21 protein-coding genes are annotated in these 25,605 nt (G+C 72.4%); 14 read left to right on the top strand and 7 right to left on the bottom strand.

All coding sequences use genetic code 11. The features are described 5' to 3' along the window. Positions 1 to 84: 84 nt before the first annotated feature. Complete coding sequence (locus ABD350_RS12355) at positions 85 to 996, top strand: DUF5995 family protein (RefSeq protein WP_344347986.1); 912 nt, start codon at positions 85 to 87, stop codon at positions 994 to 996. An 83-nt stretch (positions 997 to 1,079) separates the two neighbouring features. Here ABD350_RS12355 and ABD350_RS12350 read toward each other — a convergent pair whose 3' ends face one another. The 3 genes from ABD350_RS12350 to ABD350_RS12340 form a co-directional block, all read right to left on the bottom strand. After that, positions 1,080 to 1,997 (bottom strand): glyoxalase, encoded by a 918-nt coding sequence (locus tag ABD350_RS12350; RefSeq protein WP_344347985.1) that lies wholly within the window; start codon positions 1,995 to 1,997, stop codon positions 1,080 to 1,082. A 178-nt stretch (positions 1,998 to 2,175) separates the two neighbouring features. Next, positions 2,176 to 2,673, bottom strand: a complete 498-nt coding sequence (locus tag ABD350_RS12345) for an MSMEG_6728 family protein (protein WP_344348262.1) — start codon at positions 2,671 to 2,673, stop codon at positions 2,176 to 2,178. 65 nt (positions 2,674 to 2,738) lie between these two features. Then, on the bottom strand, positions 2,739 to 2,885 hold the full coding sequence (locus ABD350_RS12340) for a hypothetical protein (RefSeq protein WP_344347984.1): 147 nt from the start codon (positions 2,883 to 2,885) through the stop codon (positions 2,739 to 2,741). A gap of 288 nt (positions 2,886 to 3,173) precedes the next feature. Here ABD350_RS12340 and ABD350_RS12335 point away from each other — a divergent pair, with 288 nt between their 5' ends. The 10 genes from ABD350_RS12335 (at position 3,174) to ABD350_RS12290 (ending at position 14,689) form a co-directional block, all read left to right on the top strand. Continuing rightward, a complete protein-coding gene (locus tag ABD350_RS12335) occupies positions 3,174 to 4,916 on the top strand; it encodes a pyruvate dehydrogenase (protein WP_344347983.1) in 1,743 nt (580 codons plus the stop codon). A gap of 109 nt (positions 4,917 to 5,025) precedes the next feature. Further along, the gene (locus ABD350_RS12330; protein ID WP_344347982.1) at positions 5,026 to 5,901 is read left to right on the top strand and encodes an alpha/beta fold hydrolase; all 876 of its coding nucleotides are present in this window, start codon (positions 5,026 to 5,028) and stop codon (positions 5,899 to 5,901) included. A 222-nt stretch (positions 5,902 to 6,123) separates the two neighbouring features. Beyond that, positions 6,124 to 6,849: an alpha/beta fold hydrolase gene (locus ABD350_RS12325; protein WP_344347981.1), complete on the top strand. Its 726-nt coding sequence runs from the start codon at positions 6,124 to 6,126 to the stop codon at positions 6,847 to 6,849. A 94-nt stretch (positions 6,850 to 6,943) separates the two neighbouring features. After that, positions 6,944 to 7,801, top strand: coding sequence for an alpha/beta fold hydrolase (locus ABD350_RS12320; RefSeq protein ID WP_344347980.1), 858 nt, complete (start codon positions 6,944 to 6,946; stop codon positions 7,799 to 7,801). Between the two features lie 165 nt (positions 7,802 to 7,966). After that, positions 7,967 to 10,930: an FAD-binding and (Fe-S)-binding domain-containing protein gene (locus ABD350_RS12315; RefSeq protein WP_344347979.1), complete on the top strand. Its 2,964-nt coding sequence runs from the start codon at positions 7,967 to 7,969 to the stop codon at positions 10,928 to 10,930. 37 nt (positions 10,931 to 10,967) lie between these two features. Then, on the top strand, positions 10,968 to 11,810 hold the full coding sequence (locus ABD350_RS12310) for a fumarylacetoacetate hydrolase family protein (protein WP_344347978.1): 843 nt from the start codon (positions 10,968 to 10,970) through the stop codon (positions 11,808 to 11,810). A gap of 107 nt (positions 11,811 to 11,917) precedes the next feature. Continuing rightward, positions 11,918 to 12,892: an SMP-30/gluconolactonase/LRE family protein gene (locus ABD350_RS12305; protein ID WP_344347977.1), complete on the top strand. Its 975-nt coding sequence runs from the start codon at positions 11,918 to 11,920 to the stop codon at positions 12,890 to 12,892. Between the two features lie 53 nt (positions 12,893 to 12,945). Beyond that, positions 12,946 to 13,446 (top strand): MaoC family dehydratase, encoded by a 501-nt coding sequence (locus ABD350_RS12300; protein ID WP_344347976.1) that lies wholly within the window; start codon positions 12,946 to 12,948, stop codon positions 13,444 to 13,446. Between the two features lie 14 nt (positions 13,447 to 13,460). Beyond that, complete coding sequence (locus tag ABD350_RS12295; RefSeq protein WP_344347975.1) at positions 13,461 to 14,123, top strand: DUF4232 domain-containing protein; 663 nt, start codon at positions 13,461 to 13,463, stop codon at positions 14,121 to 14,123. Positions 14,124 to 14,224: 101 nt separating this feature from the next. Next, positions 14,225 to 14,689, top strand: a complete 465-nt coding sequence (locus tag ABD350_RS12290; protein WP_344347974.1) for a DUF5709 domain-containing protein — start codon at positions 14,225 to 14,227, stop codon at positions 14,687 to 14,689. A gap of 103 nt (positions 14,690 to 14,792) precedes the next feature. Here the strand turns inward: ABD350_RS12290 and ABD350_RS12285 are convergent, their stop codons facing one another. After that, positions 14,793 to 16,421 (bottom strand): alkaline phosphatase D family protein, encoded by a 1,629-nt coding sequence (locus ABD350_RS12285; protein ID WP_344347973.1) that lies wholly within the window; start codon positions 16,419 to 16,421, stop codon positions 14,793 to 14,795. Positions 16,422 to 16,562: 141 nt separating this feature from the next. On the opposite strand from ABD350_RS12285, the gene ppk2 reads away from it, so the two are divergent. Then, positions 16,563 to 17,558, top strand: a complete 996-nt coding sequence (gene ppk2, locus ABD350_RS12280; protein WP_344347972.1) for a polyphosphate kinase 2 — start codon at positions 16,563 to 16,565, stop codon at positions 17,556 to 17,558. A 101-nt stretch (positions 17,559 to 17,659) separates the two neighbouring features. Here ppk2 and ABD350_RS12275 read toward each other — a convergent pair whose 3' ends face one another. Both ABD350_RS12275 and ABD350_RS12270 read right to left on the bottom strand, forming a co-directional pair. Beyond that, positions 17,660 to 19,288, bottom strand: a complete 1,629-nt coding sequence (locus ABD350_RS12275; protein ID WP_344347971.1) for a flavin-containing monooxygenase — start codon at positions 19,286 to 19,288, stop codon at positions 17,660 to 17,662. A gap of 142 nt (positions 19,289 to 19,430) precedes the next feature. Continuing rightward, on the bottom strand, positions 19,431 to 19,847 hold the full coding sequence (locus tag ABD350_RS12270) for a class I SAM-dependent methyltransferase (protein WP_382466632.1): 417 nt from the start codon (positions 19,845 to 19,847) through the stop codon (positions 19,431 to 19,433). 1,225 nt (positions 19,848 to 21,072) lie between these two features. Here ABD350_RS12270 and ABD350_RS12265 point away from each other — a divergent pair. Next, positions 21,073 to 21,276, top strand: coding sequence for a cold-shock protein (locus ABD350_RS12265; RefSeq protein WP_344347970.1), 204 nt, complete (start codon positions 21,073 to 21,075; stop codon positions 21,274 to 21,276). Positions 21,277 to 21,530: 254 nt separating this feature from the next. Further along, on the top strand, positions 21,531 to 23,057 hold the full coding sequence (locus tag ABD350_RS12260; RefSeq protein ID WP_344347969.1) for an alpha/beta hydrolase domain-containing protein: 1,527 nt from the start codon (positions 21,531 to 21,533) through the stop codon (positions 23,055 to 23,057). A gap of 98 nt (positions 23,058 to 23,155) precedes the next feature. Here the strand turns inward: ABD350_RS12260 and ABD350_RS12255 are convergent, their stop codons facing one another. Then, positions 23,156 to 25,600 carry a SpoIIE family protein phosphatase gene (locus ABD350_RS12255; RefSeq protein WP_344347968.1) on the bottom strand — a complete coding sequence of 815 codons (2,445 nt, stop codon included), beginning with the start codon at positions 25,598 to 25,600 and terminating at the stop codon, positions 23,156 to 23,158. Between the last annotated feature and the right edge of the window lie 5 nt (positions 25,601 to 25,605).

The following is a 25,605-nucleotide window of genomic DNA, read 5'->3' as shown; positions in this document are numbered from 1 at the left end:
CTCTCCGGCCGTAACCCCCCGTCCCTCGGCCTCGTTTCAGCAGGCGATACCTCTGCCGCCGGGGAGTACGAGGAGGGGCGAGCCATGGGCCGTCGGCCGCGTGGAGTCCGTACGTTCATCGCCGTCACCATGGCGGGCGTGATCGCCCTCAGCGGCGGCACGACCTCCGCCGCCGCGCCGACCGCGGCCCCGGCCGGGCCCCTGGTGTGCCAGGGCGCGGTCATCCGCTGCGTGCAGGACGCGCGCCGCACCCTGGAAGGGATCCGGGACCGGCTGGGCTGCGACCACCGCGCCCCCTTCCCCGCCATCTACGTCCACCTCGAACGCTCGTTGGAGGCGGCGGTCGTCGACGGCGAACCCTTCGACGAGCCGTCCTGGCTCGCGGGCAGCCTCAACACCGGTTTCGTCAACCTGTACCTCGACGCCTACGAGGCCGACCGCGCCGGACGTCCCGTCCCGGCCGCCTGGCAGGCGGCGTTCGCCGCGGCGCGCACGGCCGATGTCAACGCCGGGCAGGACGTGCTCCTGGGAGCCAACGCGCACATCCAGCGGGACATGCCGTATGTCCTCGCCACCCTCGGCCTCACCCGCCCCGAAGGAGGCACGCGCAAGCCCGATTACGACCGTTTCCAGAAGATTCTGGACCGCGCCTACAGCCCCGCCGTCCAGGACGTCGCCAGCCGCTACGACCCGGTCGTCGCCCTCGCCGACGACCGTTGGAACCCCATCGCCGGCCTCACCGCCCGGCAACTGTTCCGGACCTGGCGTGCTCAGGCGTGGGAGCACGCCAGGCAGCTCGCCGACGCCCCCGACCAGGCCGCCCGCGACCGCGTCGCCCACGGGATCGAGACGAACGCGGCGCGATGGGCACACCTGCTGAGTGCCGTCCGCGTTCCCGACTATCGGCCGGTCCGCGACGACTACTGCCGGACACGTACCGGTCGCGAGCTCGCACCGGCCGCATCCGTGGAGATCCCGGCCCCCGCCCGGCTCTGACCGCCGCTCCGCCCGTCCGGTCCGGCCGTGTTCCCGGGGACGTGCCCGCGTCGGCCGGTCGCGCAGGCGAGGGCGGGCGGACGTCAGTGGGCCGTGTGCAGTTCGGCGATGTATCCGCCCGGGAACCGCACCGTCGCGGTGGACCGGCCCTCGGCGGTGTACGGCCCCCACAGCACCTTCGCGCCCGCCGCCTCGGCCTTGCGCAGTGTGACCGCGAGGTCGTGCACCGCGTAGCCGGTGGTCTCGCGGCCGAACGGATAGGGAAGGTGGCCGTCGGTGACACTGACGACGGTGTTGCCGAACGGGGAGCGGAGCGCGATGCGCCGGTACGTCCGCCCGGGCAGGCCGATGTCACCGGCGTCCGCCGCCCGCTGGTCGGAGACGATCCGGCCCCCGGTGAACCGGAGGTAGGCGCCGAGGAAATCGCCCACCGAGTCGGGCGTCAGGTAGACGCGGTTGTCCGGCACGGTCTTCAACGGCGCATACGACGGGGCCTTGGTGTGCCAGTACAGCTGGGCGTTGACACCCCCGGGGAACTGGACGACCGCGTCCCGGCCGATGGGATCGGCGAAGGGCGTCACGACGACGCGCGCCCCGCTCTGGCGGGCCTGCCGGACCCCCTGGTCGAGGTCGCTCACGAGCCAGCCCGTCCGCTCGGTGCCGAACGGATAGGGGACGGGCGTCTTGAAGTCGAAGACGGACAGGGTGCCGACGGGCGAGAGGACCAGCTGGGACTCGGTTTTGCTGGGCGTGGGGGTGACGGTCGTGACGACCTTCGCGGTGTGGGTGCCGCCGAAGGTCGCCTCCCAGCTCGCGACGAAGGCGTCCACGTCGCCAGGGGTGACATAGACGTGTGTGGTGTCGTACTGGGGGCCGACCGCCGTGGTCGGGACCGCGGTGGCGGCCCGCTCGCTCTGGGCCGAGGTCGGGGCCCCGGAGCCCACCACGCTCAACGCCACCAGCAACGTGGGCAGCACCCATGCCATCGTCTTGCGCTTCATCGGCGTCCTTTCCCGTGGAAGCAGGTCAGCCGAACGGTAGGGAACGGGAAGGCGGGTGAGGTTGCCGTCGGCGTCCCGGGTGTTGCCTGTCAGCGAACGGACCGGCCCTCACGGTGGCCCCCGGCGGAACGGCGGTACAGCCTGTGCGGGGGGCCTGCCCGCTGCGGCGGGGACACCACTAAGGTGCCGGCGGGGTGCCGGCGGCCCCGTCGGCCTCCCGGTCCGAGGACGGCCACACGTAGGGCAGGTCGTCGGGGACGCCGGGGAACACGTCCGCGTAGGTCTCCCGGTCCTTGCGGACGAGCGCGGACTGGTGGCTGCGGTGGAAGGCGGGGTCACCGAGCCAGGGCGGCAGTTCCCCGGCGCGGGCGAGTGCGGGCTGGTCGCGCACGGGAGCGCCGGGGTGGGTTCCGGCGTAGCCGGCGACCAGTGACGCGGCGCAGCTGTCCTGGTGGCCCTGTTCCCGCCACACCCGGCAGATCTCCAGCCCGTAGCGGACCAGGGCCTCCTCGTAGCCGCGCCACATCCGCACGGCCGGGTGCCTGCGCCAGCCGTAGCCGGGCACGGTCAGCCCGCGCAGCACCTGGAGCGCCTCGACCCGCTGCTTGCCCAGGCGCCGGCGGTCCAGGAGCAGGGCGGAGCGTCGGAAGTCGGAGTCGGGCAGGAACGTCTGCATGGTCACCGTCCGGTGCGGGTGCGGGTGCGGGTGCGGGTGGGGGTGGGGCTTCGTTCCGTGGTGGGTCACGGGTGCGGTGGTCCGACGGAGAAGGCGATCCGAGCGCGTGGGGGCACCTCGCGCGCGGCCCGTTCGAGGGCCTCGGCGGTCCGGCCGTCCATGTCTCCGGGGCGGCGGTGCCGGTCGGCGGGGGTGCTCCGGTGGCCGTTCATGGTGCTCCCTGGATGCCGTGGACGGTGCCGTGTACCCGTCTTCCTTTCCCGTTTCCGTCGCGGCGGCGGGTGCGCCGTCGGCCGAACGGGTCATGCGGGCCCCGCCCCGGGCGGTTCCGGCGGGCGAGGAGACGCGCGGGCCGTGTCGCGTGGCGCGCGCGGTCATCGCGGGGCATGGACAGCAGTGGTGCGCTGAGGGTCGCCGAGTGGTGCACGGAGGAACAACCGGTCCGCTCGGCGTCTTCCTAGCCTGGCCGCGACCCCGTGAGCGACCATCCGAGGAGCACCATGGCCAGACAGACCGTCGCCGAGCAGTATGTAGACCTCCTCGCGCGCGCCGGCGTGCGACGCATGTACGGGGTGGTCGGTGACAGCCTGAACCCCGTCGTCGACGCGGTCAGACGGCACGGCTCCCTGGAGTGGGTCCAGGTCCGGCACGAGGAGGTCGCGGCCTTCGCCGCCGGTGCCGAAGCCCAGTTGACGGGCAGGCTCGCCGCGTGCGCGGGGTCGTGCGGGCCGGGCAACCTGCACCTGATCAACGGCCTGTTCGACGCGCACCGCTCGATGGCACCGGTCCTCGCCCTGGCCGCGCAGATCCCGAGCGGCGAGATCGGCACCGGATACTTCCAGGAGACCCACCCCGACCGGCTCTTCGAGGAGTGCAGCCACTACTCGGAACTGATCTCCTCACCCCGGCAGATGCCGCGGGTGGTGCAGACCGCGATCCAGCACGCGGTCGGCCGGCGCGGAGTGTCCGTGGTGGCACTGCCCGGGGATGTCGCCGCGCAAGGCTCCCCGGCCGGCGGCGCGGAACTCGCCACGCCGCTGGACCGCCCGACGGTCCGGCCCGCGGACGAGGAACTGGCCCGGCTGACCGAGCTGGTGGACGCGGCCGAGAAGGTGACGGTGTTCTGCGGCCGGGGTGTCGAAGGCGCCCACGCGGAGGTCATGGCGTTCGCCGAGAAGGTCAAGGCTCCCGTGGGCCACGCGCTGCGCGGCAAGGAGCACATCCAGTACGACAACCCGTACGACGTCGGGATGTCCGGTCTGCTGGGCTACGGCGCCGCCTACGAGGCGATGCACGAGTGCGACCTGCTGCTGCTCCTCGGGACGGACTTCCCGTACACCGACTTCCTGCCCCGCCATGTGCGGACCGTGCAGGTCGACGTGCAGCCCGAGCGCCTGGGACGGCGCACCCAGCTGGACTTCGCCGTGTGGGGAGACGTCCGCGAGACACTGCGGTGCCTGACTCCCGCCGTGCGGGAGAAGCCGTCCCGCCGGTTCCTCGACCGGATGCTGCACCGGCACGTCCACGCCCTTGAGGGCGCTGTCGGCGCCTACACCCACGACGCGGGCCGGCACACCCCGATCCACCCCGAGTACGTGGCGTCCGTGCTCGACGAGGAGGCCGCCGACGACGCGGTGTTCACCGTGGACACCGGTATGTGCTGCGTGTGGGCGGCCCGCTACCTGACGCCGAACGGCCGGCGCCGCATCCTCGGGTCGTTCGTGCACGGTTCCATGGCCAACGCGCTGCCGCAGGCCATCGGCGCGCAGTTCCTCGACCGCTCGCGCCAGGTCGTGTCGCTCTCGGGTGACGGCGGCTTCTCCATGCTGATGGGGGACTTCCTGACGCTCGTCCACCACGGCCTGCCCGTGAAGGTCGTCGTCTTCAACAACTCCTCGCTGGGCATGGTGGACCTGGAGATGATGGTCGACGGACTGCCGCCGCACGGCACCGACTACCCGCACACCGACTTCGCGGCCATCGCCACCGCCGCCGGCGCACGCGGCATCCGGGTCGAGAAGGCCACGCAGGTACGTGAAGCCCTGCGCGAGGCCTTCGCCCACGACGGGCCGGCCCTGGTCGACGTGGTCACCGACCCCAACGCCCTCGCCATCCCGCCGAAGATCACCACCGAGCAGGTCACCGGGTTCGCGCTGTCGGCCAGCCGCACCGTCCTCACGGGCGGCGTCGGACGCATGATCGACCTGGCCCGGGCGAACCTCCGCAACGTTCCGCGTCCGTGAGCGGCCGACGGCCCGGCGCCGTCCCTTCCCCGCGTGGCGATCCCCGCGCGGCAACCCCCGCTCCGCGACCTCTGCTTGGCAACCCCCGCCGACCCGAAGGGCCACCGACATGACAGACCCGACAGATGTCACGCACCACACCGCCGTACTCAACGGCATCAAGCAGCACTGGGTGAGCGCCGGCCAGGGCCCGCCGGTCTACCTGCTGCACGGCTTCCCCGAGACCTGGTACGGCTGGCGCAAGCAGATACCCGTGCTGGCGGAGCGGTTCACCGTCATCGCACCGGACCTGCGCGGCTACGGCGACACCGACAAACCCGCCTCCGGCTACGACAAGCGGACCATGGCCAACGACATCGTCGCGCTGGCGGACCACCTCGGGCACGAGCGGATCGCCCTGGTCGGCCACGACCGCGGAGCCCGGGTCGGCACCCGGTTCGCCAAGGACCACCCGGAGCGCATCGACCGGTTCGTGGCCATGGACAACATCCCGACCCGGATCATCGCCGAGACCTACGACGTGCGGCTCGCCCGGCAGGGCTACTGGTTCTTCACCTTCCTCGGGGTGCCCGACCTGCCCGAGGCGCTGATCGCCGGCCGTGAGGAGACCTGGCTCACCCACTTCTACCGCAGCTGGTCGTACAACCCCGACATGCTCACCCCCGACGAGATCGCCGTCTACGTCCGCGCCTACCAGCAGCCCGGCGCCGTACGAGGCTCCTGCATGGACTATCGCGCGGCACCCGAGGATGTCGCCCAGGACCAGGAGGACGCCGACCGGCTCATCGACTGCCCCGTGCTGACCCTGTGGGGCGAGGACTTCAGTGCCGTCGGACAGGCCTACGACGTCCTCGACGTGTGGAAGGGGATGGCCCGCGACGTCCGCGGCGTGCCCATCGCCCAGTGCGGGCACCTGTGCCAGGAGGAGCGACCGGACGTCGTCAACCGTGAACTCCTGGACTTCCTCGCCGACTGGAGCGGCTGATCCGTATCCCCCTCGCGGGCACGGAAAGTCCACAAGCAGGGCACTGACGGACAAATGCCCTCCGCCCGTCGGCTCTAAGGTCCCTTACATACCAGCGGCATCCCTCTCATCCCGCTCATCCCACTCATCTCACTCATCCCACGCATCCCGCTCATCGCGGTCGGCGCCGGCCGGTCAGGCCGTCCCGCACACCGACCATCACACCCGGAAGAGAGCACTCCCATGTCCCGTTCCCCCAAGCCGACCGTCGTCCTCGTCCACGGTGCCTTCGCCGACGCCTCCAGCTACGCCGAGGTGATCCCCCGGCTCCTCGCCCGCGGTCTGGACGTGGTCGCCCCGGCCGTCCCCAACCGCAGCCTGATCGGCGACGCCGCGTACGTCGCCTCGGTCGTCCGGCAGATACCCGGCCCCGTCGTCCTCGTGGGCCACTCCTACGGCGGCGCCGTCATCACGGTCGCCGGCACCGAGGACAACGTCCAGGCGCTGGTCTACCTGGCGGGCTACGCGCTGGAGAAGGGCGAGAGCCTCGGTGAACTCCAGGGCCGCTTCCCGGACTCCGACCTCGCCGCCGCCCTCGTCTACACGCCCTTCCCCATCGAGGGCTCGACCGAGAACGGCACCGACGTGTCGGTCCGGCCCGACAAGTTCCCGGCCATCTTCGCCGCCGACGTCGACGCCCGGCTCGCCGAGATCCTCGCCGTCTCCCAGCGCCCCCTGGCCGCCCAGGCGTTCGCCGACGCCGCGCCGGCCGCCGCCTGGAAGACCAAGCCCTCCTGGGGCCTGGTCGCCTCCTCCGACCACACGATCAACCCGGACGTGGAGCGCTACGGCTACCAGCGGGCCGGCATGACCACGGTCGAGGTCGACTCCTCCCACCTGGTGATGCTCTCCCACCCCGAGCGCGTCGTCGAACTGATCGAGGAAGCCGTCCAGGCCACCTCCGCCTGAGGCCCCGGCCACCGGCCACGCCCGCCCGGACGGCCGGCCGCCCGGCCGTCCGGGCACGGCCTTCTTCCTCCCTCCCCTTCGCAGAGAGTGACCGATGAACTCACCGATCTCACGCCGCACCGTGACCGCGTCCCTCCTGGCCGGCGCCGCCGCGCTGGGCACCTCGGGCGTCGCGCACGCCGCACCGGCGGAGACGTCACACCGCCGCCCGGGCAGACCGCACGGGCGCCCGGAGGCGCCCACCGTGGTGCTGATCCACGGCGCGTTCGCCGACGCCTCCAGCTTCAGCGGCGTGATCCAGCGCCTCCAGCGGCACGGCCACCGCGTGCTGGCGCCGGCCCTGCCCCTGCGGGGACTGGCGAGCGACGCCGCCTACATCCGCAGTGTCCTGGACAGTGTCACCGGACCGGTCGTGCTGGTGGGGCACTCCTACGGCGGAGCGGTCATCAGCCAGGCCGCGTCCGACGCCCCGCACGTCAAGGCCCTGGTCTACCTCGCCGCCTTCGTGCCCGAGGTCGGGGAGAGCGCGCTCCAGCTCACCGACACATTCCCCGGAAGCACCCTGGGGCAGGCCACCGTCACCCAGCACTACCCGCTGCCCGGCGGCGGCCAGGGTGAGGAACTGGTCATCAGGAAGGACCTGTTCCGCCGCCAGTTCGCGGCCGGGGTCCCCGTCCGGACCGCCCAGGTCATGGCCGCGGGACAGCGGCCGATCACCCTCGCCGCGCTCCAGGAGCCCGCCACCGCCGCCGCGTGGAAGACGATCCCCAGCTGGTATCTCGTGGCGACCGAGGACCGCAACATCCCGCCGGCCGCGGAGCGGTGGATGGCCGGACGCGCCCGCGCCCGCACCGTCACCGTCCGGGCCCCGCACGCGGTGTCCGTGAGCGACCCCGGGCCCGTCACCGATCTGATCCTCAGCGCCGTGCGCTCCGTCCGCTCCGGTCGCTGACCCGGGCCGGTCACTCGTTCCCGCGCCCGACGACGACGTTGCGCCCGAGGACGCGAACCCCGCGGCCGTGACCGACCGGCCGCGGGGCCCTGCCCCCGCCCGCCCCCGAGTGCCCGCCGTCCCGGGCACCGACGGCGACCACCCCGCCATGGAACGGAGAGCCGTATGGCACTGCTCGATCCGGAACCGGGCAAGCTGCGCCCGCGGCATACCCGCGTCCCCGCGGCCGACCGGGTCCCCGACGCACGGGCGTCCGGCACACCGGACGCCCTGCGCGCCGGCCTCGTCCGCCTGCTCGGCCCGGACAAGGTGCTGCACACCCTGTCCGACCTCGTGAAGTACGCCTCGGACGCCAGCCCCTACCGCTTCGTACCCCAGGCCGTCGTCATCGCGCGGAACATCGAGGACATCGCCGCGGTGCTGCGGTACGCCCGCGAAAACCGGCGTGCCGTCGTCTTCCGGGCGGCCGGCACCTCCCTGAACGGGCAGGCCCAGGGCACGGACATCCTCGTCGACGTGCGCCGCAACTGGACCGGCCTCGAAGTCCTCGACGACGGCCGCAAGGCACGTATCCGGCCGGGTACGACCGTCGGACGCGCCAACATCGCGCTGTCCCGGTACGGCAGGCTGATGGGGCCCGACCCGGCGAGTTCCAGCGCCTGCACCGTCGGGGGCGTCGTCGCCAACAACGCCTCGGGCATGACCGCCGGCGTCACCCGCAACTCCTACCGCCTGCTGTCCTCCCTCACCCTGGTCCTCCCGTCCGGCACGGTCGTCGACACCGCGGCGCCGGACGCCGACGAGCGGCTGCGGGCATCCGAACCCGAACTGTGCGCGGGCCTGCTGGCACTCAAGGCCGAGATCGAGGCCGACGGCGCGCTCGTCGCCCGGATCCGCGCCAAGTACGAACTGAAGAACACCAACGGCTACCGCCTCGACGCCTTCCTCGACGGCTCCACCCCCGTGGAGATCCTGCGCGGGCTGATGGTCGGCTCCCAGGGCACGCTCGGTTTCATCGCCGAGACCGTCTTCGAGACCGTGTCCCTGGACCGGCTCACCCACACGGCACTGCTGTTCTTCCCGGACCTCGCGGCAGCCGCGGCGGCGGTACCGCGGTTCAACGACGCGGGCGCCCGCGCGGTGGAGCTGATGGACGGCAACACCCTCCGCGCCTGCGCGAGCGTCGACGGCGTCCCCGCCGACTGGGCCGAGCTGCCCGGGGAGACCGCCGCCCTGCTGGTGGAGTTCAAAGCCCCCGACGAGCCGACCCACCAGGCCCACCGGCGGGCCGCCGCCGCCGTACTGGCACGGCTGGACCTGGTCGCCCCGGTGCCGTCCGTCACCAATCGCTTCGTCGACGACCCGGCCACCGTGCACACGTACTGGCACGCCCGCGAGGCGTTCATGACCGCGGTCGGCAAAGCCCGCCCGGCCGGTACCACCCTGATCACCGAGGACTTCGCGGTACCGCCCTCGCGTCTCGCGGAGGCCTGCGAAGCCCTGGCGGACCTACAGCGACGGCACGGGTACGACGCGGCGGTCGCCGGGCACGCCGCGCACGGGAACCTGCACTTCCTGCTCGCCTTCGACGCCGCCCGGCCCGAGGACGTCCGGCGCTACGCCGACTTCATGGACGAGTTCTGCGCCATGGTGGTCAGCCGCTTCGACGGCTCCCTCAAAGCCGAGCACGCCACCGGCCGCAACATGGCACCGTTCATAGAGGCCGAATGGGGACCCCGCGCCACCGAACTGATGTGGCGGATCAAGGAGATACTCGACCCCGACGGCGTACTGGCTCCCGGCGTGGTCCTCACCCGAGACCCCGCCGCCCACCTCCGGGGCCTGAAGACCATCCCCGGCATCGAACCCGTCGCCGACGCCTGCATCGAGTGCGGCTTCTGCGAACCGGTGTGCCCCAGCCGCGACCTCACGACGACACCACGCCAACGCATCGTGCTCCGGCGGGAGATGATGCGCCAGAGCGACGACTCGGCCGCCCTGGACAGCCTGTTGGACTCCTACGGCTACGACGCCGTCGACACCTGCGCCGGCGACTCCACCTGCAAGACGGCCTGCCCGGTCGGCATCGACACCGGCGCCATGATGAAGGCCTTCCGCCACCAGCGCCACTCCGCACGGGAGGAACGCGCCGCGGCCCGCCTCGCACGGCGGTTCTCCCTGGTGGAGGCGTCCGTACGGGCCGCCCTCGGCGTCGCGGACCACATCGGCGACCGGACCCTGGGCCGTGTCACCTCCGCGGTACGCACCGCGGTCTCACCGGACCTGGTCCCCGAATGGATCCCCGCCGTTCCGTCCCCCGCGCGGACACCGCTGCCCGCCACCGACCGCGGCACCGCCGTCGCCGTCTACTACGTGGCCTGCGTCAACCGGATCTTCGCGGGCCCGGACGGCGCGCCCGGGCCCTCCCTGCCCGAGGCGGTCACCGAGGTCTCCCACCGGGCCGGACGGCCGGTGTGGATACCACCGGACCTCGGCGGATCGTGCTGCGCGACCATCTGGCACTCCAAGGGATACGACACCGGCAACACCGTCATGGCGAACCGCGTGGTCGAACGGGCCTGGGAGTGGACCGACGAGGGGCGCCTGCCGCTCGTCGTGGACGCCTCCTCCTGCACGCTCGGCATCGGACAGGAGGTCACTCCCTACCTGACCCCGGAGAACCTGCGCAAGCACCAGGCCCTCACCGTGGTGGACTCGGTCGTCTGGGCCGCCACCGAACTGCTGCCGCACCTGACGGTGACCGAACCGCTGGCCAGCGCGGTCCTCCACCCCACCTGCTCCATGCGACACCTGAAGGACGTCGAACAGCTGCGGGCCGTCGCCGAGTTCGTGGCACGCGACGTCACCGTCCCCGTCTACGCGGAGTGCTGCGGCTTCGCCGGCGACCGGGGACTGCTGCACAAGGAACTGACCGAGGCGGCCACCGCCCAGGAAGCCGCCGAGGTGGCGTCCGGCACGTTCGACGCCTTCCTGTCGGCCAACCGCACCTGCGAGATCGGCATGGAACACGCCACCGGCCGCCCCTACCAGTCCGTGCTGCTCGCACTCGAACGCGCGACCCGCCCCAACGGCTGGAACGCGGACCGCCCCGCACGTCGGCGGCGGTAACCCCCGCCCACCGCACCCACTCCCCAGGGAACCCACCTTGCGCATCGCCAATCTCAGCGGCCGGCTGGCCGTGATCGCCGAAGACCGGGCGATCGACGTGCACACGGCCAGCGGCGGGCTCTTCTCCGCCGACCCCCAGGCGGTCTACTCCCGCTGGGCCGAGTTCCGCGCCTGGGCCGCCCGGACCGTCCTCACCGGCGGGACACCGTTCGCCGCCGAGGACCTCGGCGCGCCCGCACCGGCCCCCCGGCAGCTGTTCGCCATCGGCCTCAACTACCGGGACCACGCCGCCGAAGCGGGCTTCACCACCCCCGAGGGCATGCCACCGGTGTTCACCAAGTACGCGACCGCCCTCACCGGCCCGGTGACCGAGGTGACACTGCCCCCGGGCGGCCACACCGACTGGGAGGTGGAACTCGTCGTGGTTGTCGGCCGGGAGGCGCACCATGTGTCCGAGGCCGATGCCTGGAGCCATGTGGCGGGGCTGACGGCCGGACAGGACATCTCCGAACGCGTCCTGCAGATGGAGGGCCCGGCCCCCCAGTTCAGCCTCGCCAAGTCCTACCCGGGCTTCGCCCCGACCGGCCCGTGGCTGGTGACCCCGGACGAGTTCGACGACCCCGACGACCTGGAGCTGACCTGCTCCGTCAACGGCGAGGAAGTGCAGCGCGGACGCACCCGGCAGCTCGTCTTCTCCGTCCCGGCCCTCATCGCCAAGCTGTCCGGCGTCCTCCCGCTGCTCCCGGGCGACGTCGTCTTCACCGGCACCCCGGCCGGCGTCGGCTTCGGCCGTACCCCACCACGCCGGCTCGCGCCCGGCGACGAACTCGTCAGCTCCGTAAGCGGTATCGGCGAGCTGCGGCAGAGGTTCGCCGGCTGACCCGGCACACCGCCCGGCCCCGGTCCGGAGGCGGAAGAAGCCCGGTCCCCGCACGGCCCCTCACACCACCGATTCCCCGGATCACCCGGAAAGGAAGGCAGATCCCCATGCCCACATTCCTCACCAGGACGCGCACCGGCCTCCTGGCCTCCGCCGTGGCGGCGGCCCTCGCCGTGACGGCCGCCGGCCCCGCGACCGCGGCGACCCCCGGCACCCGGCCGGACGTGCGCTTCGTGGCCCACCTGGACATCACCGCCGGACAGCGCCCCGAGAACATCACCCTGGAACCCGGCGGCAGCGCCGTCGTCACCTTCGCCTACAGCCGCCAGGTCGCCCGTATCAGCCCCGAGGGCACCGTGCGCGTACTGGCCACCCTGCCCGAACCGCCGGCCGGCTCCACCACCCCCGCCCTCACGTCCCCCTTCCTCGGCGGCATCGTCCGCGCCCACGACGGAACGCTGTACTTCCTGTACGCCACCGGAAGCAGCGATCTGACCGGTCTGTGGCGGCTGCGCCCCGGCGGCACCCCGCAGCGCATCGCCGCACTCCCGGCCGACGGCCTGCCCAACGGCCTGGCCCTGGACCGGCACGAAGACCTGCTGTACATCGCCGACTCGGTCCTCGGCACCGTCTGGCGGGTGCCCGTCACCGGGGGCACACCCACCCGCTGGGCCACCGGCCCGGCCCTCGCCGCCACCGGATTCCTCGGCGCCAACGGCATCAAGGTCCACCACGGCGCGGTCTGGGTGTCCAACCTGGACCAGGGCACCGTGCTCCGCGTCCCGGTCACCCGGCAGGGGAAGGCCGGCCACGTCGAGACCCGGGCGACCGGCCTGGTCGACATCGACGACTTCGCGTTCACCGGCCACGGCGACTCCCTCCTCGCCGCGATCAACGCGGACAACGAGATCGCCCTGGTCGAGCCCGGCGGCCGGCACCGGGTGGTGCTCACCGGCGCCGACGGACTGGAGAACCCGACCTCCCTCGCCGTACGGGGCACCACCGCCTACATCGCCAGCGGCGCCTACTTCACCAACGACGACCCCAACCTCCTGGCCGCCCGGATCGCCCCGCGCCGCTAGACCGGCCCGAGCCGCCCGCCCATCCGGCCCCGCCCCCACGAGAGGACACCTCGATGACACAGCCCCACACCACCCCGGCGACACCGCCGGCGTTCGATCCCGACACCTTCCACGTCGTGCCGGCCAGGACCTTCGAGGACCTGCGCGTCGGCGAGGTCTTCCGGGCTCCCAGCCGCACCCTGACGGACGCCCACGCCGCCGCCTTCCAGACCGTCTCCGCGGACAACCACCCGGTGCACTACGACGCGGAGTGGGCACGCAGACACGGCCATCCGGCCCCGGTGGTGCACGGCCTGCAGGTGCTCGCCTTCACCGCCCCCGGCGCCACCCTGTTCCCGCACTTCATCGGCGAGGTGTTCATCAGCTTCCTCGAACTCTCCTGCGCCTTCCTGGCCGAAGTGCACTCCGGCGACACCCTGTACCCGGCACTCACCATCACCGGCCTGGAGCCCCAGGGCGACAACGGAGTGGTGACCACGTCCGCCACCATCCACAACCAGCGCGGCGAACTCGTGCTGTCCGGCCAGCACAAGTACCTGCTGCGGCGCCGGTGACCCCGGGAAGAGACATGACACACCGCTTCCTCCTGCCCGGCATCCTCCTCGGCTGCGCCGTACTGGCCGGGTGTACGGGCCGGAGCACGGACGGCGCCGCGCCGACCGGCCCGAGCGGGCCCGGCTCTTCCGCGGCGACGGGCACCGCGGCCGCTCCGGCACCTTCCGGCGACGGCACCACCGGCCCGCACCCCACGTCGGCATCGTCACCTAGCGCCGGTACCGCGCCATCGGGGTCCGCCCGGCCCACGGCGTCACGCCGCTGCCACACCGCCGGACTGAAGGCGTCCATCGGACCCGACCACCCAGGCGCCGGACAGGCCGGCTTCGCCATCGTCCTGACCAACGTCTCGGGCCGCACCTGCACGGTGCACGGCTTCCCCGGCGTGGCGTTCGTCAACGGCGCGGGCGAGGCGGTGACCCCGGATCCCGAGCGGGCCACCGGCGAGGAGCAGCGGACCGTGACCCTGGCGCCCGGAGCCGGCGCCTGGTCCGCGCTGACGTACACCCGTCCGGAGAGCACCGGCGTCACCACCGTGACACCGGCGACCGTCCTCGTCACGCCACCCGACGAGACGGCTTCGATCCCGGTCCGCTGGGCGGGCGGCGAAGTCTCGAACACGGGCAAGGCGTCGGTGCCCCGGGTGAGCCCGCTCAGGCCCGGCGACGGCCCCTGAGCCGGGGCGGCACAGCGGCACAGGACAGTGGACGAGGCGACGGCCGCCACGGTGGCCGGGGGAGGTCCCGCCGAACCCGGCCCGGACGACGAGGAGTACGCATGACAGCCGAGACGATGGGCGACGAGGTCTATCAGCCCGACGGGGCCGAGGTACGGGACGACGCCGGCCTGCTGGACGCGTCGGACACCCTGGACTACCGGGACGGCGTCGAGGCATGGGACGAGGGGTACTCGCCCCCGGAGAAACCGTGGGGCGTGGAGCACACCGGGGTCACCGCGGCGGAGCGGTGGCGGGGGGAGAGCCTGGACGAGCGCCTCTCGGAGGAGGTGCCCGACATCGGGGTCCCCGAGGGCGACGGCCTCGGCGACCTGTGGGGCGGGGACGGCGGACTCGTCGACGACGAGGTCGGTGACGAGCGCGCCGGACGGCTGGTCGCCCCCGACGAAGGCACCCGCCCGAACACCGCATCCGACCTGTTCGCCTCCGACGTCGGGCCGGACGGAGCCGGGGCGTCGGCGGAGGAGGCGGCGATGCACGTGCTACCCGGCACCGAGCCCTTCTGATGTCCGGCCCGGCACGCCACCGCCCCGGAAGCCGCCGGACACCGCGGCGAGGCCCGGCCCGTCGGAAGCGACGGGCCGGCGCTCGCAGCGCCGCCCTCCCGAGTCACCCGGTGGTCAGGACGGTCTCGTGCACGGTCCGCAGCGTCTCGTCGGCACCGGTGCGTTCCAGGCGCAGGTGGGCCGAACGGCCGCGCAGGGTGAGGGTCATGAGCTGGTTGCCGAACCACGGCCCGCCCTGCTTGCGCCACCTCACCGGCGGGCGGCGGCAGCGGCCGTGCCGGGCCAGGAGCCGCCCGAGCAGCCGGGCCGGTGTGCTCCAGCCGAACCGGAAGCCGATCCGCATCGTCAGGGGTACGGAGTTGTGCACGGGTGAGCAGGTGAGCTGGAGGACCGGGATGCCGGGTCCGCCGGACGGCCAGGAGGCCCGCGCGATGTAGCCGTGGTGCACGTCTCCGGACAGCACGCACACGCTCGCCGGGGCGCCCGGCGCGGAACCGGCCTCGCCGATGAGGTGGGCGAGGTCGGCGAAGGAGCGCGGGAAGGCCGCCCAGTGCTCCAGGTCGGCGCCGCGGCGCAGCCACTCGCCGAAGCGGGCCCAGCGGTCCCCGCGTTCCCCGGCGCACAGGGCCGCGTCCCAGCTCTCGGCGTCGTGCACCAGGTGCGGCAGCAGCCAGGGCAGGGAGGTACCGATCAGCAGGTGATCGTAAGCCCCCTCGTCGCCCAGGACCTGCTCGCGCAGCCAGTCGGCCTCGCCCGGGTCGAGGAGGGCGCGGCGGTCCTCGTCCAGGACGCGTGCGGCCCGTGAGTCGACCATCACCACCCGGACCCGGCCGAAGTCACGGCGGTAACTGAAGCGGACCGAGGAGAGATCGGCGTCGGCCTGTTCGGCGAAGGCGCGCAGCGCCTGCGTGCCGTCGGGCGCGGTGCGCACGGCGGCCCAGGTCGGGTCGTCGGCCAGTTCGGCGGGGGAGAGGTTCCCCAGGTGCTGGTGGACCCAGTAGGACATCAGGCCGCTCAGCAGCCGCCGCTGCCACCAGTCGGTGGCGCGCATGTCGGCGAGCCAGGCGGCGGAGGTGTTCCAGTCGTCCACGATGTCGTGGTCATCGAAGATCATGAAGCTGGGCACGGTGGACAGCAGCCAGCGGATCGCCGGGTCCAGCCAGGACTCGTAGTAGAGGTAGCAGTATTCCTCGTAGTCGGCGACCTGGCTGCCGGGCGCCTTGTCGAGGCCGCGGCGGGCGGCCAGCCGGCGCCGGGTCTCCTCGGACACCTCGTCGGCGTAGACCTGGTCGCCCAGGAGCAGCAGCACGTCGGGGCGCTGCGCGTCGGGCCGGCCCGCCAGCCGCTTGGCGAGGGTGTCGAGGGCGTCCGGGCCCACCGGATCCTGGCCGTCCGCCGGGGGCGCGGCCCAGCGGCACGATCCGAAGGTGACCCGGACGGCGTCGCCGGCGCCGGGGGAGGGGATGACGGAGGGCGGGAAACGGGAGTCGGGCAGGGGCCACACGGGCGCGTCGTCCAGGAACACCTCGTACGACGGCGAGGTGCCCGGTTCGAGCCCGGTCACCGTGACGAGCGCGTAGTGGTGCCCGGCCACCCGGAAGGTGGAGGCCGTGCCGCCCGCGCCGTCCGAGCAGCGCACCCGCGCCGTACAGGGCACGTCCGTCTCGACCCACACGGTCGCGCACGAGCCGTCGGTGTACCTCAGCAGCGGTCCCAGGCGCAGTTCGGCCATGTGATCGCCTTCCTGTCTCGCTCGGTACGGAAAGGAACGACCGTAGTGACGGTACAGGCGTCTGGGATCCGTTCGCGTGGGCACGTGGGAGGAGACCGGGGCGGGCCGGCCCCGGCGAGCGGCGAACGGAGAGGCGGTGTCGTGGCCGAGCACGAGCAGGCGACCAAGACACGGGAGACCCACGGCGCGGTGCGCGAGGACGACCTGCTGCGGGGACTCGAAGTGGACGACCGGCAGCCGGAGCGGCCGGTGCTGCTGGACTCCGGCGGCCGGCCGATCGAGACCTGGCGGGAGAACCACCCCTACGACCGCAAGATCGGCCGGCGCGAGTACGAGCGGACGAAGCGGATCCTGCAGATCGAGCTGCTGAAGTTCCAGCGCTGGGTGAAGGACACCGGTCAGCGGGTCGTCGTGGTCTGCGAGGGGCGGGACGCGGCCGGCAAGGGCGGCACCATCAAGCGCTTCACCGAGCGGCTCAATCCCCGCGGGGCCCGTGTGGTGGCGCTGGAGAAGCCGACCGAGCGCGAGGCGGGCCAGTGGTACTTCCAGCGGTACGTGACCCACCTGCCGGCTCGGGGCGAGATCGTCTTCTTCGACCGTTCCTGGTACAACCGCGCGGGCGTCGAACGGGTCATGGGGTTCTGCACGGAGGAGGAGTACCGGCAGTTCCTCCGGCAGGCCCCGATGTTCGAGCACCTGCTCACCGACGACGGCATCCTGCTGGTGAAGTTCTGGTTCTCGGTGTCCCGGGCCGAGCAGCGCACCCGGTTCGCGATCCGCCAGGTCGATCCGGTGCGCCGCTGGAAGCTCTCGCCCACCGATCTGGCCTCGCTCGACCGCTGGGACGACTACACCACGGCCAAGGTCGACATGTTCCGCGCCACCGACACGCCGCACGCGCCCTGGACGGTCGTGAAGAACAACGACAAACGACGGGGCCGGCTGGAGGCGATGCGCAGTCTCCTGGTCCGCTTCGACTATCCGGCCAAGGACCACGAGGCGGTCGGCACGCCGGACCCGCTGATCGTCGGTGCGGCGGAGACTCTGTTGGAGCCCGGTGAGGAACCCGCCGACCTGTCGCCGACACCGCTGGCCGGACCGGGCGGCGAGCCCGGCAACCACCCGGACCCGCGGTGACGGCCCCCCGGTGACGGCCCCGCGGGGCGGAGCCGAAGCGGCGGCGCACGGACACGGCATGGACACCCCGGCCGCTCGGACGCCGCCCCCGCCCGCCGCTCTCAGGAGGAGGCGAGGGTGAAGCCGGTGTAGCCGTTCCGGGCCACGGTGTCGCACTCCTCCCGGTACCGGTCCAGCCCGCCCGCGTAGGCGAGGAACACCCGGGGTTTGCCGGGGACGTTCGCTCCCGTGTACCAGGAGTCCACCGCCGGGTAGAGCGTACGGGCGGCGACCTCGGCCACGTGTGCCCCCCAGCCCGCCTCGGCGTCCGGGACGGCGTCGATCTCCGTGATGCCGTTCCGCCGCAGGTGGGCGATGCAGTCGGTGATCCACTCGACCTGCTGTTCCAGCGACACCGCGATGTTGGTGAGCACGGACGGGCTGAGCGGGCCCAGGACGGTGAAGAGGTTGGGGAAGCTGGCCGAGACGAGCCCGAGATAGCTCCGGGGGCCCTCGGCCCACCTGTCCCGGAGGGGCACGCCGCCCTTGCCCACGATGTCGATGGAGAGCTGGGAGCCGGTCAGGGCGTCGAAGCCGGTGGCGAAGACGATCATGTCGAGGTCGTGCTCCCCGTCCGAGGTCCGGATCCCGCGGGGCGTGATCGTCTCGATCGGGGTCGTGCGCAGGTCGACCAGCGATACGTGCGGCAGGTTGTAGGTGTCGTAGTAACCGGTGCCCAGACAGGGGCGCTTGGTCGCGAACGGGTACGTGCGCGGGGAGAGCAGTTCGGCCGTCGCGGGGTCGGTGACGATCGACCGGATCTTGGCGCGGACGAACTCCGCCACGGTCTCGTTGGCCTTCTCGTCGGTCAGGATGTCGGTGTAGGTGCGCAGCAGCCCGTTCAGGAAGCCCTCGTCCCAGGCGGCCTCGTAGGCGGCCGTGCGCTCCGCCTGGTCCGCCTCCAGTGCCGACCGGGTCGGCGGCTCGAAGACGGTTCCGCTCCGGGAAAGCCGCTGGGCCCGCCGGAACTCGGGATAGCGGGCCTTGAACCGTGCGGTCTCCGCGGGCCGCAGCGGGCGGTTGCGCGCCGGCAGCACGTAGGCCGGGGTGCGCTGGAAGACGGTGAGGGAAGCCGCCTGTTCGGCGATCACGGGGATGGCCTGGACGCCCGAGCATCCGGTGCCGATCACGGCGACCCGCTTGCCGGCGAAGGAGACGTCCTCACGCGGCCACCGGGCGGTGTGGTGGACGGCGCCCGTGAAGCTGTGGGCGCCGGGTATCCCGGGATCCTTGGGGACCGACATGCAGCCCGTGGCCAGGATGACGAACCGGGCGGTGACGGTCCGTCCGGTGTCCGTGGCGAGCTGCCAGAGATGTCCGTCCTGGTCGTACACGGCGCGGGTGACCCGGGTGCGCAGCATGACGTCCCGGCGCAGGTCGAACCGGTCGGCCACGTGGTGGATGTACCGCAGGATCTCCGGCTGGGAGGCGTAACGCTCGCTCCACTGCCACTCCTGGTCCAGTTCCGGGGAGAAGGAATAGGAGTAGGACAGGCTCTCTATGTCGCAGCGGGCCCCGGGATACCGGTTCCAGTACCAGGTGCCGCCGATGTCGTCACCGGCTTCGAGGACCACCGTCGACAGGCCGAGCTGCCGCAGTCGGTGGAGCTGGTAGAGGCCGGACAGGCCGGCGCCGACGACGACGGCGTCGACCGGGTGTGCCGCGGCCGGTGGACCGGGGAGGGCAACCATCGGGTCTCCTGTTCTTCCGGATCACCTCGCGGGCCGGATATGGACGCCTGTTGGCCGGAGATACCGCCATCCGCAGCCCGCGTTCCCTCGGGCGGGGATTGGTTGATGATCACCCATCGAAGCTTCGGAAGTAAAGAGATGGTCAATCAATCGTCAAGGAAAATAGGCCGATTGACCTGAACCGGGCTCCCCGGGAGGCAGCGCACCACTCACCGGCCGGCGCTGCCGGGCCTGCCGGAAGGAGTAGGAAGTGCTCCAGGCCGTAGGGCTCGCCGTCGTCGCGCCAGTGCCACAGCTGAAAGGTGATGGCCTGTTGTGTACGGCCGGCCCGCACGTCCGGCTCCGTCAGGAGGTGGGGCGGCGAGTTGTCGGCGCAGACCACGGTGTCGAACCGGCCCCCGGCAAACGGGAGGTGTCTCATGTCGGCGGCGGCCGTACGCAGGCTCAGGCCCCGCCGGGCGGCCTCACGGGCGGCGCGAGCGGCGGCGTGGGGGCTGAGATTCGGGCATGGCGATACAGAGCGAGCCGGCGAGAGGTGGGCGTGGTGGGGGGAGGCGATTGTCAGAGGGTGCGTGTAGAGTTCGGCGGCTCATGTTCCGGGGCTCCGGAAGTGGTTCTGCACAGTGATGAACCCCCGTCAAAACACCCGAAAACCGACCGGTCGCGAGTGCGGACGTTCACTCAAACCGGTGTGTGATGTCCCTCACGCCCACTCGGGAAAAATCGGGAACTACCAGCGTCTTTTCCGGGTTGGGGTGCCCGATGTGTGCTGATCGACATGTGAGTACCCGTCGCACGAGGGCGGTAAGGCAAGGCATAGTGGGGGCACCGCCGCCGTCGTATGTGACGGGCATCACAAAAGCCTGATTTCACTTGCGTACGCGTCGGTAATCGCATTCGGGCAAAGGAAAGAGCTCCACCCGACGCAGGCCAACGCATCCTGGTGGAGCTCCTCCTCACACACCGTGTGCAGTGCGGCCGACTCTTGGTCGGTCAGGCCCCGGCCCTCGGGCCGGGGCTTTCCGCTACCAGGGCCATCCGTCCCGCGTGATCTCGTAGACCACGCGGATCAGGAACCCCAGCCACCGGGTGGCCCGTTCGGGCCGGTCCCGCTTGCTGCAACAACGGCAGTGCCCCTCCGACTCATACGGTTCGGTCATCGGGACCCTCACCCCCCTGTTCCTCTCGGAACTGCGGATTTCGCAGCTCCGTGGAGGCCCACGGCCTTCGTGGACCCCACGCGTGTGAGCCCACGCGACAGGCCCTGGGGGTAAGAGGTGAGGAGACTTTACCGGAGCGCAACGGATCTCGTTTCCCGTCAACCACCGCACTAGCAAAAGCGAATTGGCACGCAGTGTCATGCCGAGCGGTCGCATAGCCGACGGACCCGGAAGCTCAAGGGATGCTCAAGCGCGCTAGCTGCGCAATGTCGTGACGGGGCGTCTGGTACGCCGTGCCAGTTCCCGACACCGGCGTGCTGAAGCTCACACGGGAAGCGCACGCCACGGGTGAACGTGCGCCCCTCGCGCTCCGTGCGCCCCCAGCCATCGGCACCCAACGACACTCATTCGCGAATGCATCTTCTCGGGGCCTCCGCACCCCGCCCGCGAGACGGCCGCCCCGGCTGACGCCGTCTGCCGGAGCGGACCGCGCCCGACTCGTGGACGGATGATCGAATAACGGAGCCCCGGCCGGGGTAGAACGGACGCCGGGTGCCTTCCTCCAGGGGAAGACCCCCGCTACTCACCCCGGCCGGCACCCCCGGCACGATCGAAGGACGCAGTATGGCCAGCGGCACCGTGAAGTGGTTCAACTCCGAGAAGGGCTTCGGGTTCATCGCCCAGGACGGCGGCGGTCCGGACGTCTTCGCCCACTACTCGAACATCTCCGGCAACGGGTACCGCGAGCTGGTCGAGGGCGAGAAGGTCACGTTCGACATCACCCAGGGCCAGAAGGGCCCCCAGGCCGAGAACATCGTCCGCGGCTGACGCCCCTCCGCTGGCCCGAACGAGAGGGGCCCGGCACCGGCCGGGCCCCTCTCAGCCTTTCCGCCACCTCCAGCCGCGCCCCGGGCACGCCGCGAGGACACGTCTTCCTCGCGGCCATGACGCGGCCGCGGCTCACCGGCCGCCGGTCGCCGTTCCCGGACACCGGTGGATTCGCCGATGGCAGCCCGTCACGGTTCACCGAGACTGCGGTCTCAACCCATTGGGACCCGCATTCACGGAGGCAACCCGTGCGCATGCCTGCTCGATTATCGCGGCGGACCGTCACCGCCACCGCACTGGGGGTGCTGCTGTGCGGCAGCCTCCTTGGCACCCTGCCGGCAGCCCCGGCCGCGGCCTCCGTCGCCGGGGCCGTAAGCCCCACGATCACCGTGCCGCCCGCCGGCAGCCACGGCTTCCCGTTCCTCGCCGCGGCGGAGGACCTCGGCTCGTTCGGCTACACCGAGAGCGAGTACTTCGTCTCGGGCACCGCCACGTCGTACGCCAAGTCCGGCCTGTGGACCTCGGATGGCCGGTGGAACGTCCGCGCGTCCGGTACCGCCGCGTACAAGAGCCGCCTGCTGGTGCGCCGCCCCGTCGACCCGGCGAGGTTCAACGGCACGGTGGTCGTGGAGTGGCTCAACGTCAGCGGCCAGCTCGACCTCTCCCCGGACTACTGGTTCGAACGGGAGGAACTGCTGCGCCGGGGCTACGCCTGGGTCGGCGTCTCGGCGCAGGCCGTCGGCGTCAACGGCGGGCTGGGCGAGATCAAGGGCCTCAAGGGCTGGGACCCGGCGCGGTACGGCAGCCTGGTCCACCCCGGTGACGCCTTCGCCTACGACATCTTCTCCCAGGCGGGCCAGGCGCTGCGCACCCCGAACGGGCCCGACCCGCTCGGCGGGCTCCCGGTCCGGACACTGCTCGCCGACGGCGAGTCCCAGTCGGCGGGCTTCATGACGACGTACGTCAACGCCGTCCAGCCGGTGTCCCGGGTCTACGACGGCTTCATGGTGCACAGCAACAGCGCGATCGCCGCGCCGATCAGCGGCGTGCTCGCCGACACCCTGCGGATGCCGAACCCGTCCCGGATCAGGACCGACCTGTCCGTTCCGACGTTCGTCGTGCTCACCGAGACCGACGTGCCGGGCGCCGCGGTCGCACGGCAGCCGGACACCGACAGTGTCGTGCGCTGGGAGCTGGCCGGCACCGCGCACGGCGACCAGTGGGCGTTCGACCTCGGCGACCCGACCGTGCGGAAGTCGGCGGGCTCCGCCGCGCCGTCGGCCGACTGCGCCGCCGGTTCGGCCCCCTTCAACGACGGGCCCGGCCACTGGGCGATGAACGCGGCGCTGCGCCACCTGGCCGACTGGGCACGGGGCGGTGCGCGGCCGCCGAGCGGGCAGCCGCTGAGCACCGTCCTGCGTGACCCGGCCACCGGCCTGGCCACCGGCGGCGTCCGACTGCCGGACGTCACGGTGCCCACCCGTACCCTCACCGGTGCGCGCGACACCACCGGCAGCGGTGTCTTCTGCGGCCTGTACGGCGCCCGTGACCCGTGGAACGGTGACGCCGACACCTGGGACCGCCACGACGACGGCGACCCGTCCGACCCGTCGTTCCCGCCCACCGCGGAACCGGTGCTCAGCCGGCTCTACCCCACCCACGCCGACTACGTGGAGAAGGTGCGCACGGCCGCCCAGACGTCCGTCGACGCCGGATATCTGCTGCCGGAGGACGCGGCGGCGATCGTCGCCGCCGCGCAGGACTCGGCCATCGGCGGCTGACCCACCGGCCACCCGGCCGTCCCCGGCCCCGCGTCCCGGCCCGCGGCGCAGGGCCGGAGCACGGCGGACAGGACGCCGTGATCCGGCCCCGGAAGTGGCTACACCACCCGGATGCCCACGATGCAGGTGTCGTCGTCCGTGTCCGATCTGCTGTAGGTCAGCAGGCCGTCCAACTGCTGGTCCAGGGTCTTCGGAGCCGTGCGGGCCGCGGTCAGCAGGTGGGCCAGGGACTCCTCCACCGACCGGTCACGGCGTTCGATCAGACCATCGGTGTACAACAGCAGCGTGTCCTGCGGCGCGAACTCCAGCTCGGCCTCCTCGTACACGGCCTCCGGCACCGCACCCAGCAGCAGACCCTTGACCAGCGGCAACGGCGCCGCCTCCGAGCCGCGTACCAACACCGGCGGCAGATGACCCGCCCGCGCCCAGCGCAGCGTGTGCCGGTCGGGGTCGTACAACGCGCAGACCGCCGTGGCGGTGACCGCACCGGTCAGATGGTGCGCCACGATGTTCAGCCACGACAGCAGCTGGCCCGGCCCGGCACCGGTCACCGCGAGACCGCGCAACGCGTTGCGCAGGACGACCATGCTGGTGGCGGCCTCTATGCCATGGCCCGCGACATCACCCACGCACATCAGGACCAGCCCGGACGGCAGCACCACGGCGTCGTACCAGTCGCCGCCCACCAGGTGCTCGGTCTCCGCCGGGCGGTACCGCACCGCGACCTCCAGACCGGGCACCGTCAGCGGCGTCCGGGACGGCGGCATGATGGCGTGCTGCAACTGCAGGGTCAGCCGGTTGCGCTCGGCGGCCTGCTGCTCGGTGTGGGCGAGCTGGTCGCGGGTCGCGGCGAGCGCCACCTCCGTCCAGTGCTGGGCGGAGATGTCCTGATAGGCGCCCCGTACGACGAACAACCGGCCGTCGGTGTCCAGCACCGGCTCGGCGACCACGCGGATGTGCCGGGTCACGCCGTCGGGCCGCTGCAGCCGGAAGGCCGCGGAGGCGGGCCGGCGGTGGTGCAGCAGCGTGCGCAGGAACCGGCCGAGGGGCACGGCGTCGTCGGGGTGCGCGTACGCGGGCAGGTCCTCCAGGGGGACGGGCGTGCTCGCCGACGGCCGGCCGTAGAGGTGGAACAGCTGGTCGTTCCAGGTGATCTCACCGGTGAGCAGGTTCTCCTCGAACCCGCCGATCCGCCCCAGACGCTGGGCGTGCTGGAGCAGGCTCGCCAGCCGCGCCGTCTCGTCCTCGATGCGCCAGATCAGCAGCACGCTGTTGCCGTGCCGGCTGATGCTGATGTCCGCGACCGCCGACAGCGACACCTGGTCGACGAGCGAGGTCAGCTGCATACGGCGGGCCCGGAACGGCTCGCCCGTGGCGTACACCCGCTCCACCCGGTGGAACAGCTCGCTCTTGCCCGCGGCCATCGGGTACGCCTCCAGCAGCAGCGCACCGTTGACCACCGCCCGCGGCCGGCCCGCCGGATCCAGGAAGTGGTTGTTGATGTGCTGGATGCGGAAGTCGACCAACTGCCCGGAGCCGTCGAGGTGCGGCACCAGGACCAGGGCGGGATCGTGCAGCCCGTCCGCCAGGTCCATCAACTCGGCGGTGTCGGGCAGGATGCGCGGCTCCTGCCCGGCGTCCCGGCGCGACGTGTACGTCTCCAGGGTGTGCGCGCACAGCTCGGCGAGGGCGTCCACCTGCCGCAACACCTGCGGCGGCTGGGGTTCCAGCGGCCCCGGCCAGGCGATCTCCAGCACCCCGTGGATCCGGCCCCCGGTGCCCGCCGGCACCGCCGCCCGCCCGCCGTCCGGGTGCAGGTGCCGGCCGATGGTGGGCAGCCCGGTCTCGGCGAGCGAGCCGAACCACTGCCCGGTGCGCTCGGTCAGGCCCCGGCGGGCCACCGTCGCCACCTCCGGCGGCACATAACGCCAGCGGGTGGCCTCCGCGGGGGAGAACCCGGCGCTGCCGGCCAGGGTCAGCGAGCCGTCGGTGCCGGCGGCCCACACGGCCACGGCCACCGCGCCGAGCGGACGCAGGGCGTGCTCCAGCAGGGAGTCGGCCACGGCCTGCGTGTCGTCCGCGGCCAGCGCCCCGCTCTCGGCCGCCCGCAGCCGTACGGCCGCGGCGTCCCGCTCCACGGTGCCCGCGGCGGCGGCCAGGAAGCTGTGGGTGATCTCCGACATCCGGTCGCGGGCGGCCTGGTTGATGACCTCGACCGCGAACTCCAGCGGCGTCGCCTTGGCCTGCTCGGTCAGCTCGGCGAGCTGCCGGGCGGCCTGCGCCGGACCACAGCCCAGCCGCTCCACCAGGATGCCCTTGGCCAGCTCTATCAGCGCCCTGCCTTCCGCCTCCGCCTGTGCGGCCCGTACCTCGCGGCGCAGCCGCTCCACGGTGGCGGCGAGCCTGCCGACGGGAGACGTGGGGGAGACACCGGCCAGGTCCGACGGCGCCGGATCGCCGAGGGCCGGCGGCCCGGCGGGCTCGGACGGCTCCGGGCGCAGACCCACGCCATCCGGCTCATGTGACTGCTCGGTCGTGCTCACGATAG

Origin of the sequence: Streptomyces nogalater (genome assembly GCF_039532885.1) — a bacterium.
In the GTDB taxonomy this organism is placed as follows: Bacteria; Actinomycetota; Actinomycetes; order Streptomycetales; family Streptomycetaceae; genus Streptomyces; species Streptomyces nogalater.
Note: the sequence above shows the minus strand (reverse complement) of the source record. Positions and strands in the feature narration are given on the sequence as shown.